Source organism: Geobacillus zalihae, assembly GCF_030414215.1.
Lineage (GTDB): Bacteria > Bacillota > Bacilli > Bacillales > Anoxybacillaceae > Geobacillus > Geobacillus zalihae.
On sequence record NZ_CP129217.1, the window covers coordinates 1,793,066 to 1,810,268 of the forward strand.

The 17,203-nt window shown below is 54.9% G+C and carries 12 protein-coding genes and 1 pseudogene; 5 read left to right on the forward strand and 8 right to left on the reverse strand.

All coding sequences use genetic code 11. The features are described 5' to 3' along the window. Positions 1–59: 59 nt before the first annotated feature. From yidC to QWV57_RS09200, 5 genes are all read right to left on the reverse strand, one after another. Positions 60–809: a membrane protein insertase YidC gene (gene yidC / locus QWV57_RS09180; RefSeq protein ID WP_129446758.1), complete on the reverse strand. Its 750-nt coding sequence runs from the start codon at positions 807–809 to the stop codon at positions 60–62. Positions 810–851: 42 nt separating this feature from the next. Continuing rightward, positions 852–1,121 carry a hypothetical protein gene (locus QWV57_RS09185; RefSeq protein ID WP_015374914.1) on the reverse strand — a complete coding sequence of 90 codons (270 nt, stop codon included), beginning with the start codon at positions 1,119–1,121 and terminating at the stop codon, positions 852–854. 81 nt (positions 1,122–1,202) lie between these two features. Next, on the reverse strand, positions 1,203–5,360 hold the full coding sequence (locus tag QWV57_RS09190; RefSeq protein WP_129446757.1) for a bacteriocin-processing peptidase family protein: 4,158 nt from the start codon (positions 5,358–5,360) through the stop codon (positions 1,203–1,205). 143 nt (positions 5,361–5,503) lie between these two features. Further along, positions 5,504–6,256: an alpha/beta hydrolase gene (locus tag QWV57_RS09195; RefSeq protein ID WP_015374916.1), complete on the reverse strand. Its 753-nt coding sequence runs from the start codon at positions 6,254–6,256 to the stop codon at positions 5,504–5,506. 96 nt (positions 6,257–6,352) lie between these two features. Continuing rightward, complete coding sequence (locus tag QWV57_RS09200) at positions 6,353–6,856, reverse strand: metal-dependent hydrolase (protein ID WP_015374917.1); 504 nt, start codon at positions 6,854–6,856, stop codon at positions 6,353–6,355. A 171-nt stretch (positions 6,857–7,027) separates the two neighbouring features. On the opposite strand from QWV57_RS09200, the pseudogene QWV57_RS09205 reads away from it, so the two are divergent. The 5 genes and pseudogenes from QWV57_RS09205 to narI form a co-directional block, all read left to right on the forward strand. Next, positions 7,028–10,711: pseudogene (locus QWV57_RS09205) on the forward strand (nitrate reductase subunit alpha); the annotation flags it as partial. Further along, positions 10,704–12,173 (forward strand): nitrate reductase subunit beta, encoded by a 1,470-nt coding sequence (gene narH, locus QWV57_RS09210; RefSeq protein ID WP_060788102.1) that lies wholly within the window; start codon positions 10,704–10,706, stop codon positions 12,171–12,173. The pseudogene QWV57_RS09205 and the gene narH, both read left to right, overlap by 8 nt. 118 nt (positions 12,174–12,291) lie before the next feature. After that, positions 12,292–13,623: an IS4 family transposase gene (locus QWV57_RS09215; RefSeq protein ID WP_190300095.1), complete on the forward strand. Its 1,332-nt coding sequence runs from the start codon at positions 12,292–12,294 to the stop codon at positions 13,621–13,623. 185 nt (positions 13,624–13,808) lie between these two features. Beyond that, complete coding sequence (gene narJ / locus QWV57_RS09220; protein WP_060788103.1) at positions 13,809–14,384, forward strand: nitrate reductase molybdenum cofactor assembly chaperone; 576 nt, start codon at positions 13,809–13,811, stop codon at positions 14,382–14,384. Further along, positions 14,360–15,064, forward strand: coding sequence for a respiratory nitrate reductase subunit gamma (narI, locus tag QWV57_RS09225; RefSeq protein ID WP_015374920.1), 705 nt, complete (start codon positions 14,360–14,362; stop codon positions 15,062–15,064). The genes narJ and narI overlap by 25 nt, the downstream gene beginning before the upstream one ends. A 176-nt stretch (positions 15,065–15,240) precedes the next feature. Here narI and QWV57_RS09230 read toward each other — a convergent pair whose 3' ends face one another. The 3 genes from QWV57_RS09230 to QWV57_RS09240 form a co-directional block, all read right to left on the reverse strand. Next, positions 15,241–15,771, reverse strand: a complete 531-nt coding sequence (locus tag QWV57_RS09230; protein ID WP_015374921.1) for a hemerythrin domain-containing protein — start codon at positions 15,769–15,771, stop codon at positions 15,241–15,243. 162 nt (positions 15,772–15,933) lie between these two features. Continuing rightward, on the reverse strand, positions 15,934–16,737 hold the full coding sequence (locus tag QWV57_RS09235) for a uroporphyrinogen-III synthase (protein ID WP_015374922.1): 804 nt from the start codon (positions 16,735–16,737) through the stop codon (positions 15,934–15,936). Positions 16,738–16,945: 208 nt separating this feature from the next. Further along, positions 16,946–17,191, reverse strand: coding sequence for a hypothetical protein (locus QWV57_RS09240; protein ID WP_060788105.1), 246 nt, complete (start codon positions 17,189–17,191; stop codon positions 16,946–16,948). Positions 17,192–17,203: the final 12 nt, after the last annotated feature.

Below are 17,203 nucleotides of genomic sequence, written 5' to 3' on the forward strand. Positions count from 1 at the left end.
CAGACAAGACAACAAATCCCCTGCCTGCTCGAAGCGGACAGGGGATTGTCGATGTGGTTTCAGCTGTTTTCCGCCGTTTTCGCCGCTTTCAGCTGACTGCGCAAAATGAGCGACTGGATGATCGAGAAGCAGCCGCCGACGACCCAATAGAGCGACAGCGCCGATGGAACGGAGCTGGCGCCGATAAAAATCATGACCGTCATGATGTACGACATCATCGCCATTTGCGGCATTTGTTCTTCAGCCATCGACGGCGACAGGCGGAGCGAGATGAACGTCGTCAACGCCGCTAAAACGGGCAAAATGAAATACGGATCGCGATGGCCGAGCTCGACCCATAAGAACGAATGCGTTTTAATTTCTTGCGTCCGCGAAATCGCGTAATAAAGCGCCATAAAAATCGGCATTTGAATGAGCACCGGCAGGCAGCCGCTCGCCGGGTTGACGCCGTGCTTTTGATACAGCTGCATCATTTCTTGCTGGAGCTTGCGCTGCGTTTCCGGGTCTTTGCTTTTATATTTTTCTTGCAGCTTCATAAGCTCCGGGCGCAGTTTTTGCATGGCGATCGATGCGCGGAACTGCTTCAAAATGAGCGGCAGCAAGCAAAAGCGGACGATGAGCGTCAGCACGATAATGGCGATGCCGTAATTGTCGCCAAACCAGTGCCCAAGCGTCAAAAGAAGCTTCGACATTGGATAGACAAAATAATGGTTCCAAATGCCTTGGCTATGTTCGTCGATCGGTTCGTTGCGGTTGCAGCCGGCAAGAAGCAAAACGGCGCCAAGCAGCACCAATACCCATTTTTTCATGAAAAGCCCTCCTTCAATATCATGTTGCAAAATCATGCCGTTTCAACATAAAGGAAAGGGCCTTCCATCCTCATCCGTTCGGCTTGTCCGTTCCCGAACGGGAATTTTCCGCCGTTGCGGCAAAAACAGCGGGCGCCATGGAAGCGCCGCCCGTTCGGCGCCTCCCTCTGCTTCATGCTCGCGAACCGCGGCCAACGCCGGTTCATAAAACAGCGAACCTGCCATCCGGCGCGCGCTCGTATGTCCTTTCATGATGATCCATAGCGCGCCGACAAGCGACATATACACAAGCAAATCAATAGGCGCTTCCATGCGTCCACCTCCCTTTCGCCTGTCGATTGTTCTCTTTCCATACAATAGCAAACTTTCAACCGAAAGAAAAGCAACAATTGATCACATCCGCTCCAAGCGGTGAAATGCCGGCTCGTCGGCTGCCAAGACGGCCAGCTCCCCGCTTTCATCGGCCGCCAGCGCCGCCCGAAGCTCTTCTTTCGCCTCATCGAAGCGTCCAAGCAACGCGAGATAGCGGGCTCGTTCGTAGCGAAGCCGGGCATCGTTGGCCATATGGACGCACCGCTCGATGGCCGCGAGCGCTTGATCGATGCGCCCCGCTTCTTCATAAACAGCCGCAAGCTGCATATGGAACTCTTCATCCTCAGGATACCAATCGGCATAGCGCTCCCAAAGCGCCGCCGCTTCTTGATAGCGGCCCGTTTCCATATAATGCTCGCCAAGCAACATGAGCGCCTCACGGGCGAGCGGTTCTTCCGCCACAATCTCCTCGAGCTGCCGCTTGGCTTTCTCGCGCTGTCCTTCTTGAAGCCAAACGACCGCCTGCAGCACGCGCAGGTCGACATCATCCGGGTCATCAGCCAGCAGCCGCTCCAGCCAGCGCTTCGCTTCCTCGCGTTTTCTTTCCTCATCGGCGGCCAATAAATATTCCACAAATTCTTGCGCCAAAGACGGATCCCAAACGCGGGCGAGCGCTTTGCGCCACGTTTTCACGGCATCGCTGTCCAATTCGAGCGCGGCATATAAGCGGGCGAGCCGCCTGTAGGCTTCCGCATCGCTGCGGTTGAGGCGAATCGCTTCGTCGTAGAAATCGGTCACAATCGAAAACAAGACAACGGTGCCGACCCATTCTTTCGCTTTTGTCCACCATCGCACCGGTTCGTCATGCTCCCCCTGCTCCTCGCCAAAATACGGGAAAAGAGCCGAGGCGGTGTTCCGATACATCACGCTTTTCGCCTCGCGGCTTGCCTTCAGCCGCTCGAGTCGATGGCGCAGCTTCCCTAAGCCGCGCATCGTTTTCGGAAAGAGAGCCACATACAACGGGTACAACGATTCATCGTCCGGATGGCGCACCATCAACTGTTCGAGCAGTTTCGCCGCCTCTTTTTGGCTTCCTTCCGCGATCAGCACCATCGCCCAATGGCGGAGCACTTCAGGATGGTCCGGGTCAAGAGCAAGCGCCTTCTCGACCGCCGCCTTTTCTTGATCGCGGCGTCCGAGCGCTCCATAAACATATCCAAGACTGTCGTAATACCACGCCTCCCCTGCATGCGGACGGGCATCAGCCAGCGCGCGGAGAAGCGCGGAAGGCTCCGCAATCGCGGCAAGCTGCTCCATATCGACACGCTTCGGGGCCAAGCGCACCGCCTGAAGCAAATGCGTATGCTGCCGCTCTTCGTTTCCTTCTGCCTCATAGAGCGCAGCTAAGCGAAAATGGCAAAGGACAAACGATGGATCGGCTTTGAGACACGTCTCATACTGTTGTTTCGCCTCTTCGTGGCGTCCAAGTGAGGCGCACAGCTCCGCGAGCCGAAAGCGGGAAAGCGCATGGCCCATGGCGGCAGCTTCGCGGTACAAATCCATAGCCTTCGACGGCCGTCCTTGCCGTTCATAAAGGGCGCCGAGAGCGGAATGGGCCGAAACGAGTGTCGGGCGAGCTGAGACAAGCTGCTCTAAAAACGCCCGGCCGCGTTCCTCTAAAGACGGCGTTGCCAGCTGATCAAGGTAAAACTCGTACGCTTCTTCCGCCTCAAACTCAGCCAGACGCAACCCTTCTTCCAACCACGACAGCGCCGTCTCGCGTCCTTCCCCCTCATCAGCGAAACCGTGGGCGATGAGCCATTTGCCTGCATTGAGCCAATATTCGCTGTTGTTGGCAAAACGGGCGCGCTGCTCGATCACATATCGACGCGCTTCATCCATATCCCCGCGTTCTGCAAGGGCGGCCGCCAAGCCGAGATGGGCGAACACGTCATCGCGGTCATGACGGACCGCCTCTTTGTAGCACGAAACCGCTTGTTCCGCCTCTCCTTCCTCCATATAGAGATCGCCAAGGCGGACGTAAAGCGGCGCCAACCGCCAGGCGGCCGCCAATCCCTCTTCCAGCACCATTTTCGCTTTTTCTCGATCGCCGTCGTCATCATACAAGTCAGCCAACATCAAATACGGGTGCGGTTCCTGCGGGTCGAGCGCTTTCGCGACGCAAAAGCCGCGTTCCGCCTTGCGCCTTCGGCCAAGCTCCATGTCGCAGCGGGCCCGCTCATACCAAAGCTGGGCATCCCGCCGCTCGCGGCGCACAAGACGGTCAAACCAGTCGCGCGCTTCGGCGAACCGCTTCGCATGGAACAACAGCACACCGTGATTCGTTTCGATAAACAAATCGCCCGGATACAGGCTGACTGCCACGCGCGAAGAGATGAGCCCTTTTTCGATATGACCGGCGTACGCCGAGGCGAGCCCGAAATAGCTCCACACTTCCGGCTGATCTGGGTCCAACTGGAGCGAGGTGCGAAAATAGCGGGCCGCCTCTTCGTAGCGGCTGGCAAAAAAGGCAATGCGGCCGCGCAAATAATGGTAGAGCGGGCTTTGCGCCTTTCCTTTCACCCGTTTGAGAACGTCTTCGGCCTTCTCCATTTCTTGTGTGTAGACGTACGCTTTCGCCGCCATCAGCAGCAAGTCGTTATGTTCCGGATACTCGTTCAAGACTCGTTCCGTATACTCCAATACAAGCGGCTTCGCCTCGTCGCTGCCGAAATGCTTCATGACATACAGCCATGTGTACGGGATGTGCTCATGCTTGCGCAAAAAGGCGACAAACACGGCGAAATGCGCCTGCTCGTCCTCATCCATCTTTTCGGCCAACGCATGCAATTCGCGGAAATAGCGGTCTTCCTCTTCGGGGAGCTCGGCGGCGAGCGCCGCTTTTTCCCGGGGAAGCGCCACAATCGACAAATAATGCGTCCCTGCATACCATTTGGCAAGCTCGTCCTCGGAAACGACAAACGGATCAAATAGATTCGGGTCTTGCACGTACAACGCCCCAAGCCGCTCGTCATAGCCAAACAACACCTGCACGTGCGATGACTGTTCATAATCGACGCTTAACAGCACCGGAACGCCCTCATCAATCAGCCGCTTCCAACGAAGCGGCGAGCCGACGAAAAAGCGGCAAACAAAGCCAAGCTCTTCCAAATAATGAACCGTCGTCGACAACTTTGAGCCGCGCACATCAAAAATATGCCGAGCCACCTCATCTTGCGTCCGCGGAGCGCCAAGCAAACGAAGCATCATTTCCAGGCTCGCCGGCACGCAATAGTTATGCTTTTGCACGACCGGCACAAGCGGCAGCGCAACCGCCCGCTCCCCTTGCCGCCCAAGCGCGCGGGCGTACGGCGTTTTTTCAAGCTGCGGCTCCGCTTTCACAAGCGATTCAAGCTTCTCCCATTCGTCAAGCTGGTAATACAGTTCGGCGCGCAAATGGGCGAAATAACGGCGATGCATATGAAGCGGATTCAGGCGGTCAAGTTCATCCATCGCCGCGAGCGCCTCGCGGTAGGCACGCACATCGCGCAAGCGGCGCACGCGCTCAGCGTAAAACGCCAGCACTTGCGGAAAACGTTGCCCTCCTTCCTCCAGAACGGCAAGCGCCTCGTGGTGGCGGCCGTCAAGCGCGTACAAATCGGCAAGAAGCAAATAGCACATATCGCCGCGCTCCGAGTCGTCGAGACCGGCGCGAATCGCCTGTTCCGCGTTTTTCCGGTCGCCGGTTTCGATATAAAAATAGCCCCATTTGTCATGCATCGGCACCGTCTCATAGCGGGCAACCACATCCATCCATTCCCGCGCCTCATCGATCCGCTGCATATCCAATAAAGCGCGCACCAACGCAAACGCCGCCCGGGCGATCGCTTCCCTCGGCTCCTCCACCCGGCCTTCGAGCGCTTCTGTAAGACGCGGGGTGAGCGCCTCTTCCACATCGAGCGGCCGGCGGTTCTCGAGCCACTCATCGCACACCCAAGCGAGCGTCTGCAGCGTGTTGAACTTCCGATGGGCGTACCGGGCGACAAGCCCGCTATGCCGGTACATGAGCGCGTAATCGAACAGGCGGATGAGCGTCCGAAACGGTTCGATCTCGTCCCACGAAGCCATGAGCGGCCGCCACTCGAATAATCCTACGTTTTCCAAATACGGTTTTACTTTGTTTAGAGCCTCTATTATTCTCTTTTCTTGAATAAGCAACGAAATTTGTTCCATCATCATGCAACTGAAAGCTCCTTTATCATTTTCACTATCATTAGTTTAGAACAAGCCGTCGAAAACAGCCACCTATTTTTTTAGAAAAATAACGACAACAAAAATTGCCCTGCCCTGTTTTGACAGGACAAGGCTCAGAACAGACGCACTCAATCCGCATGCTTAGCGAAAAATTCCAGCGATCGTTCGATAATCGTCGTTTGGTCGTAATCAAGTGTCGCAACATGATAGCTGTTTTTCAGCCGAACGATCTCTTTGTCTGACGAGTGGACGCCGCGAAAAATGATGTCCGCGTTCTCAGGCGGCACGACATGGTCTTCGTTCGAGACGAAAATTAAAATCGGGCATGTCACACGTTCCAGTTCGCCTTTCACTTGCTCCATCAGCCTAGCCAGCTGAAGAAGCGAAGCCGTCGGCGTTTTCTCGTACGCCAGCTCTTTCACATCCGGATTTTTCAAATCCGAACCGATCGAATCCAGATACCTCGGCAGCTCACCCCCGGCCGCCATCCCAGCGCGAATGGCCGGAATGTCAATCGCCGCATTGATCAAGACGATGCCGCGGATGGACGGGTAACGTTCCGCCATATAAAGCGTCAGCGTCCCACCCATGGACAGACCGGTGACAAAAATGGTTTGGCATCGTTTTTTCAGCCATTCATATCCTTCTTCGACCGAGGCGATCCAGTCGTGGAACGTCGTCCGCTCCATGTCTTCATAATGCGTTCCGTGCCCTTTTAAGCGCGGCAGGCAGACCGTGTAGCCGGCTTTCGCATACGCCTCAGCGAGCGGGCGCATGCTGTGGGGCGTGCCGGTGAACCCGTGCACGAGCAGCACCCCGGCCGGCCCGTTTTCGGCATAAAACGGCTCGGCGCCAGGGAGCACCGGGTATTGTTCGCTCATCTTCCTCTCCCCCTTATCTAGTCAATTCGTTTCTTTCACCATATTCGCCGCCGCGCCTCTTTTTTCCTTTTTTTTATCTTTTTTTATCGGGCGCCGTTACCACATCGACAACCATGACCGCCACCATTCGTGAAACAAGCCGTTGAATCCAAAATAAACGAACCCGATCCAAGCAACGCCAACTAATGCTTTTTCCACCCCTTTTCCCGTCCGATAGAGCGGCACTTTCCACCGCTTGGACGAAAATGGCCAAAACAGCGGCACTCCCTGGACGGAAAAAAAATCTTCCACAATGTGAAACAAGTAGCCGAGCACAAGCCCTGCGGCAAACGGCGACGCCGAATCTCGCCAGACGAGGGCGGCAAGCACCCCCCAGACGATGAGCGAATGCGTCATGCCGCGATGGCCGAACGCTTCTTTCACTTTGCCGGCGACGCCGAACGAACGGCGGCCGACGTATGACGACGGCTCGTCAATATCAGGAAGAAGGCTGCCGATGACAAGCCCCGCCGTATAGGCGGCGGTAAACGGCAGCTTTGTATGCGCGGCCGCCGCCGCGCCGAGGCATAATGTGGCAATGACATGGCTGGAGTATCGCAACGAAATCCCCTCAAACTTTTATCGTTTTCCCCATTATACCACAGAAAAGAATATTTGTTCGTTTCTTTGACGAATTTGTGACAATGCCGCGAAGTGTGACAAAGTTAACATCGTGTTATTGGCATCATGGTTATTGTTAAAAGTACAGAACGCGTAAAGGAGTTGAACAAAATGAAACGAAAACGATCCCCGCTTGCCAACCGTTTCAAATATATTCGGCCGATTGAGCGCCAAGCCGACGGCCACAGTGAAACAACTTACGGCGACCGCGCCTGGGAAGACGCCTACCGCCGCCGCTGGCAGCACGACAAAGTCGTCCGCTCGACTCACGGCGTCAACTGCACAGGATCGTGCAGCTGGAACATTTATGTCAAAAACGGCATCGTCACGTGGGAAGGGCAGCAGCTTGACTACCCGTCAACCGGGCCGGATATGCCGGATTTTGAACCGCGCGGCTGTCCGCGCGGCGCGAGCTTCTCATGGTACATGTACAGCCCGTTGCGCGTCAAATACCCGTACGTGCGCGGCGTTTTGCTTGACATGTGGCGCGAGGCGCTCGCGGCTCATCCGAACAATCCGCTTGAAGCGTGGAAAAGCATCGTCGAAGACCGCGAAAAAGCAAAACGCTACAAACAGGCGCGCGGAAAAGGCGGGTTTGTCCGCGTCAGCTGGGACGAAGCGTTGACGCTTGTCGCCGCTTCCTTATTGTATACGGTTGTGAAATACGGACCGGACCGCAACATCGGCTTCTCGCCGATTCCGGCGATGTCGATGGTCAGCCATGCCGCCGGATCGCGCTTCATGCAGCTGATGGGCGGGCCGATGTTAAGCTTTTACGACTGGTACGCCGACTTGCCGCCAGCCTCGCCGCAAATTTGGGGCGACCAAACGGACGTGCCGGAGTCAAGCGACTGGTACAACGCCGGCTACATCATCACCTGGGGCTCGAACGTCCCGCTCACCCGGACTCCGGACGCTCACTTTTTAGCCGAAGTGCGCTACCGCGGCACGAAAGTCGTCTCCGTCAGCCCGGATTACGCCGAGTCGACAAAATTCGCCGACGATTGGCTGTCGGTGAAACAAGGAATGGACGGCGCCTTGGCGATGGCGATGGGACATGTTATTTTAAACGAATATTATGTCAAACGGACCGTCCCGTATTTTGAACAATATGCGAAAACGTATACCGATTTTCCATTTGTCGTCACTTTAAAACAAGAGGGAGACACATGGACGGCCGGCCGCTTCTTGTTGGCGAAAGACCTTGGCAAACAAACGAACAATGCCGAATGGAAGCCGGTCATCTATGATGAAAACACCGACTCGTTTGTCGTGCCGAATGGAACGATCGGCGCCCGCTGGGAGGATAAGGGGAAATGGAACTTGCGCCTCGTCGACGAGGAAACGGGGCAGCCCATTGAACCGCGCCTGTCGTTTTTAGGCAGCGAAGATGGAATCTTCCCGATTCAGTTGCCATATTTCACGGATGACGGTGGAAAAACAATCGAGCGTGCTGTGCCGGTGAAAAAAGTGCACACCGAAGCGGGCGACGTGTATGTCACGACCGTCTATGACTTGGTTTTGGCCAACTACGGCATTGACCGCGGCATCGGCGGCACAGTCGCCCGCTCGTACGACGACGAGGTGCCGTTCACGCCAGCATGGCAAGAAGCGATCACCGGTGTCAAGCGGGATCTCGTCGTCAAAATCGCCCGCGAGTTTGCCGACAACGCGATCGACACAAACGGCCGGTCCATGATCATCGTCGGCGCCGGGATCAACCATTGGTTCAACTCCGATACGATTTACCGCGCCGTCTTGAACCTTGTCTTGTTCGTCGGCGCCCAAGGGGTGAATGGCGGCGGCTGGGCGCATTACGTCGGGCAAGAAAAACTGCGCCCAGCGGAAGGATGGCAGACAATCGCCATGGCGCGCGACTGGGTCGGACCGGCGAAATTGCAAAACGGCACGTCGTTCTTTTACTTTGCGACCGATCAATGGCGCTATGAAGAGCGGCCGGTCGACGAACTCGTCTCGCCGCTGGCCAAAAAAGCGCGCTACTTGCATCCTGGCGATTACAACGTCTTGGCCGCGCGGCTCGGCTGGCTGCCGTCGTACCCGACATTTAACAAAAACGGCATCGAGCTGTACAACGAAGCCGTTCACGCCGGCGCCCGCACACCGGAAGAAATCGGCGCCTATGTCGCGAAACAGCTGAAAGAGAAAAAGCTGCAGTTTGCCATTGAAGACCCGGACGATGAGGCCAACTTCCCGCGCAACTTGATCGTCTGGCGCGCCAACTTAATTTCAAGCTCCGGCAAAGGGCACGAATATTTCTTAAAACATTTGCTTGGCACGACGAACGGCTTGTTAAACGATGACCGAGACAGCCTGCGCCCGGAAGAAATCCGCTGGCGCGACGAAGCGCCGGAAGGCAAGCTCGACTTGCTCGTCAACCTAGACTTCCGCATGGCGGGAACGGCTCTTTACTCCGATGTCGTCCTGCCGGCGGCGACCTGGTATGAAAAACATGACTTAAGCAGCACCGATATGCACCCGTTCGTCCACCCATTCAACCCGGCGGTGCCCCCGCTCTGGGAAGCGCGCTCGGACTGGGACATTTTCAAATCGCTCGCGAAAGCGGTATCCGATGTCGCGAAACAAGCCGGCTTGAAGCCAATGAAAGAAGTCGTCGCCACTCCGCTGTTGCACGATACGGCGCAAGAGCTGGCGCAGCCGTTCGGTGAAGTGAAAGACTGGAGCAAAGGCGAAACCGAACCGATTCCGGGCAAAACGATGCCGAACATTCATGTCATCGAGCGCGACTATACGCTCATTTACGATCAAATGACCGCCCTGGGTCCGAACGTCGCCCGCCAGCCGATCGGCACAAAAGGGATTGCCTGGTCGGCGAAAGACGAGTACGAACAGCTGAAACGCCGGCTTGGCACTGTCCGGCGCGCCTCGGTCGCCGATGGCTGCCCGGATATCAGCGAAGCGAAAAAAGCGGCGGAAGCGATTTTGACGCTGTCATCGACTACAAACGGAAAAATGGCGGTCAAAGCGTGGGAGGCGCTTGAGAAAAAGACGGATTTGAAATTGGCCGATTTAGCGAAAGAACGCGAGGAAGAATGCTTTACGTTTGAACAAATCACCGCCCAGCCGAAAACGGTCATCACCTCGCCGGCGTTCAGCGGCTCGGAAAAAGGCGGGCGGCGCTACTCGCCGTTTACGACGAACGTCGAACGGCTCATCCCGTGGCGGACGTTGACCGGCCGGCAGTCGTTTTACATCGATCATGAACTGATGCACGAGTTCGGCGAAACGATGGCGACGTTCAAGCCGGTGTTGCCGCACCGTCCGTTTTCAAACAAACGCCCGAAAGAAAACGGAAAGGAAGTCATCTTGAACTATTTGACGCCGCATAACAAATGGTCGATCCACAGCATGTATTTCGACTCCTTGCCGATGTTGACGCTTTTCCGCGGCGGGCCGACCGTGTGGATGAACAAAGATGATGCGGCCGAAGCCGGCATCAACGACAACGACTGGATCGAATGTTTCAACGAAAACGGCGTCGTCGTCGCCCGCGCCGTCGTCTCCCACCGGCTGCCGCGCGGCATGGCGTTTATGCACCACGCGCAAGACCGCCATATTAACGTGCCGGGCACGAAGCTGACAAACAACCGCGGCGGCACACACAACAGCCCGACGCGCATCCACGTAAAGCCGACGCATATGATCGGCGGATATGCACAGTTAAGCTACGGATTCAACTATTACGGACCGACGGGCAACCAACGCGACCTGTACGTCGTCATCCGCAAACTCGAGGAGGTTGATTGGCTTGAAGATGAAAGCGCAAGTCGGCATGGTGATGAATTTGGACAAATGCATCGGCTGCCATACGTGCAGCGTCACGTGCAAAAACACATGGACGAACCGCCCCGGCGCTGAATACATGTACTTTAACAACGTTGAAACGAAACCCGGAATCGGCTATCCGAAACAATGGGAAAACCAAGAGAAGTATAGAGGCGGCTGGGAGTTGAAAAACGGCGAACTGCGGCTCAAATCCGGCTCGAAAGCGATGAGGCTCGTCAACTTGTTCTACAATCCGTACCAGCCTACGATCGACGATTACTACGAACCGTGGAATTACGACTATGAAACGTTGACGAACAGCCCGTCAAAACAATACCAGCCAGTGGCGCGGCCGAAATCCAGCATCACCGGCGAATGGATGGAGCTGTCATGGGGGCCGAACTGGGAAGACGACCTGGCCGGCGCCCACGTCACAGGGTTGCGCGACCCGAACGTCGTCAAAATGGAGCAGTCCATTCAGGCAGAATTCGAGAACGTCTTTATGATGTACTTGCCGCGCATTTGCGAGCATTGCCTCAATCCGTCATGCGTCTCAAGCTGCCCGTCAGGCGCCATGTACAAACGCGACGAGGACGGCATCGTTCTCGTCGACCAAAACGCCTGCCGCGCTTGGCGGTATTGCGTCACAAGCTGCCCGTACAAAAAAGTGTATTTCAACTGGCAAACGAACAAAGCGGAAAAATGCACGCTCTGCTTCCCGCGCATCGAAGCCGGCATGCCGACGATTTGTTCGGAAACGTGCGTCGGCCGCATTCGCTACATCGGCGTCATACTGTATGATGCGGATAAAGTCAAAGAAGCAGCGAGCGTCGAAGATGAGAAACAGCTGTACCACGCCCAGCTTGATATTTTCCTTGATCCAAACGATCCAGCCGTCGCCGCCGCCGCGAAAGAAGCCGGCATTCCGGACGAATGGATCACCGCCGCGCAGCGCTCGCCGATTTACAAAATGATCGTCGACTGGAAAATCGCCTTGCCGCTCCATCCGGAATACCGGACACTGCCGATGGTATGGTACATTCCGCCGCTTAGCCCAATCATCAATACAATCGAAGGAAAAGGAAGCAGCGCCAGCGCCAATGACATTTTCCCCGCGATTGACAACATGCGCATTCCGATCGAGTATTTGGCGAATTTGCTGACGGCGGGCGATACGGCGCACATCCGTACGACGTTGAAAAAAATGGCGGCCATGCGCTCATACATGCGGGCGAAACAAACGAACAAACAGCCGGACATCCGCCTCGTCGAATCGCTCGGCCTAAGCCGCGAAGACATCGAAGAGATGTACCGCCTGCTCGCGATCGCCAAATACGAAGACCGGTTCGTCATTCCAGCATCGCACCGCGAAGAAGTCGCTGACTTGTACGCGGAACAAGGCAGCTGCGGGCTGGCGTTCGCCGGCGGCCCGGGCGCCTGCGGCACGCTGTAAAGGGAGAAGGCGGGGCTCCCGCCCCATACCCATCAAGTTAAGAATTTTGGTCTTTGTGCATCGTCAAAAACATGGTATCCTTTCTAACGAACACTCCACGTTAGAAAGGATTTTTTTCATGGAAAAACAAATGAAAGCATGGGTTCAAACCATTCGTCAACTCTTTTCTCCCGAAGAATTAACCCGTCTCGCACGGAAAACAGGCTTTATCCGGCGGCAGCGTTCGTTAACGGCGGAAGCCTTTCTGACTCTCTGTGCATGGGGAGATGGCTCACTGGCCAAACAGTCGCTTCAGCGGTTGTGTGCGGCCTTGACGCTCTGGCATGGCTGTTCCCTTTCAAGCGAAGGCTTGAATCAGCGTTTTACCGATCGGGCCGTGGCATTTTTGCGAGAAGTGTTTTTCCTTCTCCTCCTGCATCAACGTCCATTGCTTTTGTCAGCCATGGAGACCTATCGAACTTGTTTTACCCGCCTGCGGATTTTGGACTCAACCAGCTTTTTGGTTCCCGCTGACTATGGGGAAGACTATCGAGGTTCCGTTTCGTCGGGGGTGAAAATTCAGTTTGAATATGACTTGTTATCCGGCGCCTGCCTTCAGCTATGCGTTCAATCGGCCAATGACTCGGACGCTCGTTTTGCCTATCATGCCCAGCATACGATTTTACCGAATGACCTATGTATTCGGGATTTGGGCTTTTTCTCCGTTGCCGCACTGGCCGAGATCGACGCCCGCGGAGCGTATGATATTACTCGGCTCCGTTCCGATATGAAAGTGTATATCAAGGAGAATGGCCAGTGGAAGGAATGGGATTGGGAATCCCTTGGGAATCAATTAGAGGAAGGGGAATCAGTGGAAATGGAACATGTATACATCGGACATGAACGCTTGTATGTTCCACGGTTGGTTTTCCGCCGTCTGACGGCGGAAGAATGGCAAAAACGGATGGCGTATGTGCGGAAAAAGGAAAAAAGAAAAGGGAAGGCGCTGGCACGCCAAACCCTCGAACAAAAGAAATACCACATCTTACTGACGAATTTACCACAAGAGTCGTTTGATGGTCAACAGGTTTATGAGCTCTATTCCCTGCGCTGGCAAATTGAATTGTTGTTTAAAGCCTGGAAATCCGTATTTGATTTGGAGAAAGTCAAGGAGATGAAAAAAGAACGTTTCGAATGCCATTTATACGGGACGTTGATTGCCATTTTGGTCACCCAGACGTTTCTGTTTCAAGCTCGGATGTATTGGCATCAAAAGGAAGACATTGAAATCAGTGAACGGAAAGCGCTCGATCTTCTCCAATCGTATTGGCACCAGTTGCTTTTGCGTTCGCATATGGCGGAAATCAACCTTTTCTCTCTCCTTTCCCTGTTACGAAAACATGCCAAGAAAGGTCGAAGGAAAGGGGAAGAAACGGCATCAGATATCTTAACGAAATTAGAGATATGGTAGAATTAGATATGGATATAAATACCAAATACCCCTCTTCTGGAGGGGTATTTGGTATGCCCAATAATGGATGTGATCCACATCATTCACTGCGGGGATGAACACGAGTATCGTCTTAAAAATTTTATACCGCTAACTTGACGGGTATGGGCTCCCGCCCCCTTCAACAATGAAATGGAGGATTTACGATGAACAGCGAACAACAGCAAACGGTCTTTTTGTGTGTATCGTATTTGTTGTCTTACCCGGACGAACAGTGGGCCCAATCGCTTCCTGACTGCCTAGACGCCATCCGCTCGCTTGACGATGAGGCCGTTCGCGCACCGCTTTTGGCGTTTGCCGAACAAATCAACTTCATCCCAGCCCGTCAGCGGATGGAGCAGTATGTCGAAACATTCGATTTCGGCAAAAAAACAAATTTGTACTTGACGTATATGACAAACGGCGAGCAGCGGGAGCGCGGAATCGAACTCGTCGCCTTAAAAGCGCGCTACGAAGCGGCCGGATTCGCCGTCTCCGATCACGAGCTGCCCGACTACTTGCCGCTCATGCTTGAATGGATGGCCTATGCAGATCAAGAGCATACGACCGCCTTGCTCGCCGATTATGCCGGCCATATCCGCGAAATCGGCGACCGGCTGGCAGCGGCAGGCAGCCCGTATGCACAGCTGTTTGACGCGCTCAATCACACATTCACTCAACTCGGCGTGACGCCGCTCCCGAAAGGAGGTGCAACGGCATGGCCAGCCAATTTCTCTGGGTGATTGTTCCGTATTTGGCGCTTGTCCTATTTGTCGCCGGCCATATTTGGCGCTACCAGCGCGACCAGTTTGGCTGGACATCAAAATCAAGCGAACTGCTCGAAAAACGGCAGTTGCGCCTTGGAAGCCTTCTGTTCCACTGGGGCATTTTGTTCGTGTTTGTCGGCCACGTGATGGGCATTCTCATTCCCGAGCCGTTTTACGAAGCGCTTGGCGTGACAGAAGAGATGTACCACGCCCTCGCCTTGGCAGGCGGCATTCCGGCCGGCTTGGCGGCGCTCGCTGGTTTCGTGATCCTTTTTCGCCGCCGCTTGACGGTCAAGCGCGTACGGGTGACAAGCAGCACCGGCGACTGGGTCGCGCTCGGATTTTTGCTTGTCGTGATCACCAGCGGGTTATCATCGACATTGCTGAACGTCAACTCACATGGCTTTGACTACCGAACGACGATCGGTCCATGGTTCCGCGGCCTTCTCACATTCCGCCCGGACCCGGTTTATATGGAAACGGTCCCGCTTTGGTTCAAAATCCATATTCTCGCCGCGTTTGGCTTGTTCGCCGTCTGGCCGTTCACCCGCCTCGTTCACGTATTCAGCTTTCCGCTCCGCTACTTGCAGCGCAGCTACGTCGTCTACCGAAAGCGGATGCCCAAATCCGTCGACTCGCTTGACCGCGCCCAGTAAGCGGATGTCAGGCAGCATAAAGTCCCCAACCAAGACCGTTATCACGAAAAACGGGATGCCGTTCATCCGCCTCCCGTCCCTCTCCGTCACGGACCGGCGCCAACCCGACTCATCCGCGTGCCATGAAGAAAACGGGATGCTCCATACAAAGAAGCGTCCCGTTTTCCATTCCATCGTCACTCGTTCATGCGTGCAAACAGCTCCTCTTTCTCCCCGTCCGACAACAGCCGCTCGGCCATCGGGAAGAGCACGTTTTCTTCTTTCATGAAATGCTCATCCAAAATATGATGCGCCTCAACCACCGCGCCGGCGAGCGTTAACGCCTGTTCGCGGTCCACCGTTTCCGGCAAATGGGCGGTTTTTTCCAAAAACATCGAAAGACGCGCTTTCGCCTGTTCATGTTCGTATTCCATGACGGCGATGGGGCCGGTCGTCCGCCCGATGTACTTGGCCATCATCGGGAACAATACGCCTTCTTCCCGCTCCGAATGAGGATCTAAAACGGCGACGAACGATTCGACTTTTTCCCTCAAATCGGCGAGCGGCCCACGCCAGTTGCGGTCATCCGCCCCTTGGCCGATCGCTTCCGCTGCGGCGAGCACCTGCTCCATTTGGGCGCGCAACGGGCCGTGCTCTTGTTTTAATTGCGCCAAGCCAGCGCATAGTTTCACCCCTTCAGGGCCTCCCATATGGCAAAATGAATGCATCATCGATTCCTCCATTTTCATGATAAACGAAAAATGGTTGGAAAACTGTTACAAAAAAATAAACAGTTTCAATTTTTTATTAAACAGGGTAATATAACACGTTAAAATAAAGGGTTTTTTTATATAATAGGATAAACAATTTATATAAAACAAAAAAGCCCCCTAAAGGGCTTGGGCATCAAAATACCGAGCGAGCGTCACGATCATCGCTCCCATCCGCTCATGTTCCGGGGCGATGACGCGATCGACTCCCTCTTCTTCCAATGCTTCTTTTGTCACTTTGCCAACGGCGCAGGCCACGACATCGGTGCGAAACGCGTCAAGCAGCGGTGCGATCTCTTTTTTCTCGCGGGCGAACGAAAAGAAAAAGCGGACTTGCATCGCCGATGTAAAACAGACGGCATCGACCTCACAACCGACAACTTCATTGTATAGCGTCTCAAGCGTCTTCTCATCCGGAGCGACATGCCGGTATGGAAGTAGTTCCGTATAGGACGCGCCACGCTCAAGGAAAAATTGCCGAAGCCTTGGCGCAGTGTCGCCATACAGCTGTACAACAACGTTTTTTTCCGCAAAGTCGTGCCCATAAAGAGCAGCAATCAACCCTTTCGTCGTCCCGTCCTCGCTTACTGCCACCGGAGTGACGCCGATTTGTTTCAACGCTGCCACCGTTTTATAGCCGCGGGCAGCCACGTTCGCTTCCTTGATCGTTCGATGCCATTGGGCAGCCATTCCCTCCCGGTCGGCCGCTTCCAACAGCGCCTCAAAGCCGATTCCCGTCGTAAATACGATCCAGTCCGGCCGCATGGCGATGACGGTTCGCATTTCCTCTCCCAGTTCGCTTCCCTTTGAAAAGACGGTCCCTTGCGCCGGACGAATGATGGCCGTTCCTCCTTGCTTTTCAATAAGCGTTGTCATTTCGTCCAGTTTGCGTGACGCGCACAAGGCAATCCGTTTGCCATGCATGTCCCTTCCCCCTTATGGTCAGTCGTTCGTCCTTTCCATTCTAAAAGATGGTCTTTGCCTATGCAACAAAAACCATTCCGCTCCCTGGCACATCGCAACGCGAATGCCGCCTTCATTGGGTATAGCGCCCAGCGCAACAGAACAGACCGCAGGCAGAAACAGCCGACCACCATCAAAAAACACGCGCCCAAAGACGCGTGCCCTCCGTTCAACGAGTATGTACCATGACCTCTTCTCCCCGACGGTCAAAGGAACCGATGATGCGCGTCGGCTCGACGGAAATGATCCGGTCCAACGGAATATTCATCAGCCGCATTTGACGGTTGTAAACGAACAATTTGCGGGTGTCCTGATACAGCTTAACCGGCAGCACGACCACTTCCCCTTGATAGGTTTTTACACGCACCGGCTGCTTCTCGGCAATCCACGCCGACAGCTGTTCATACCATTCCATTCTGTTTGTTCC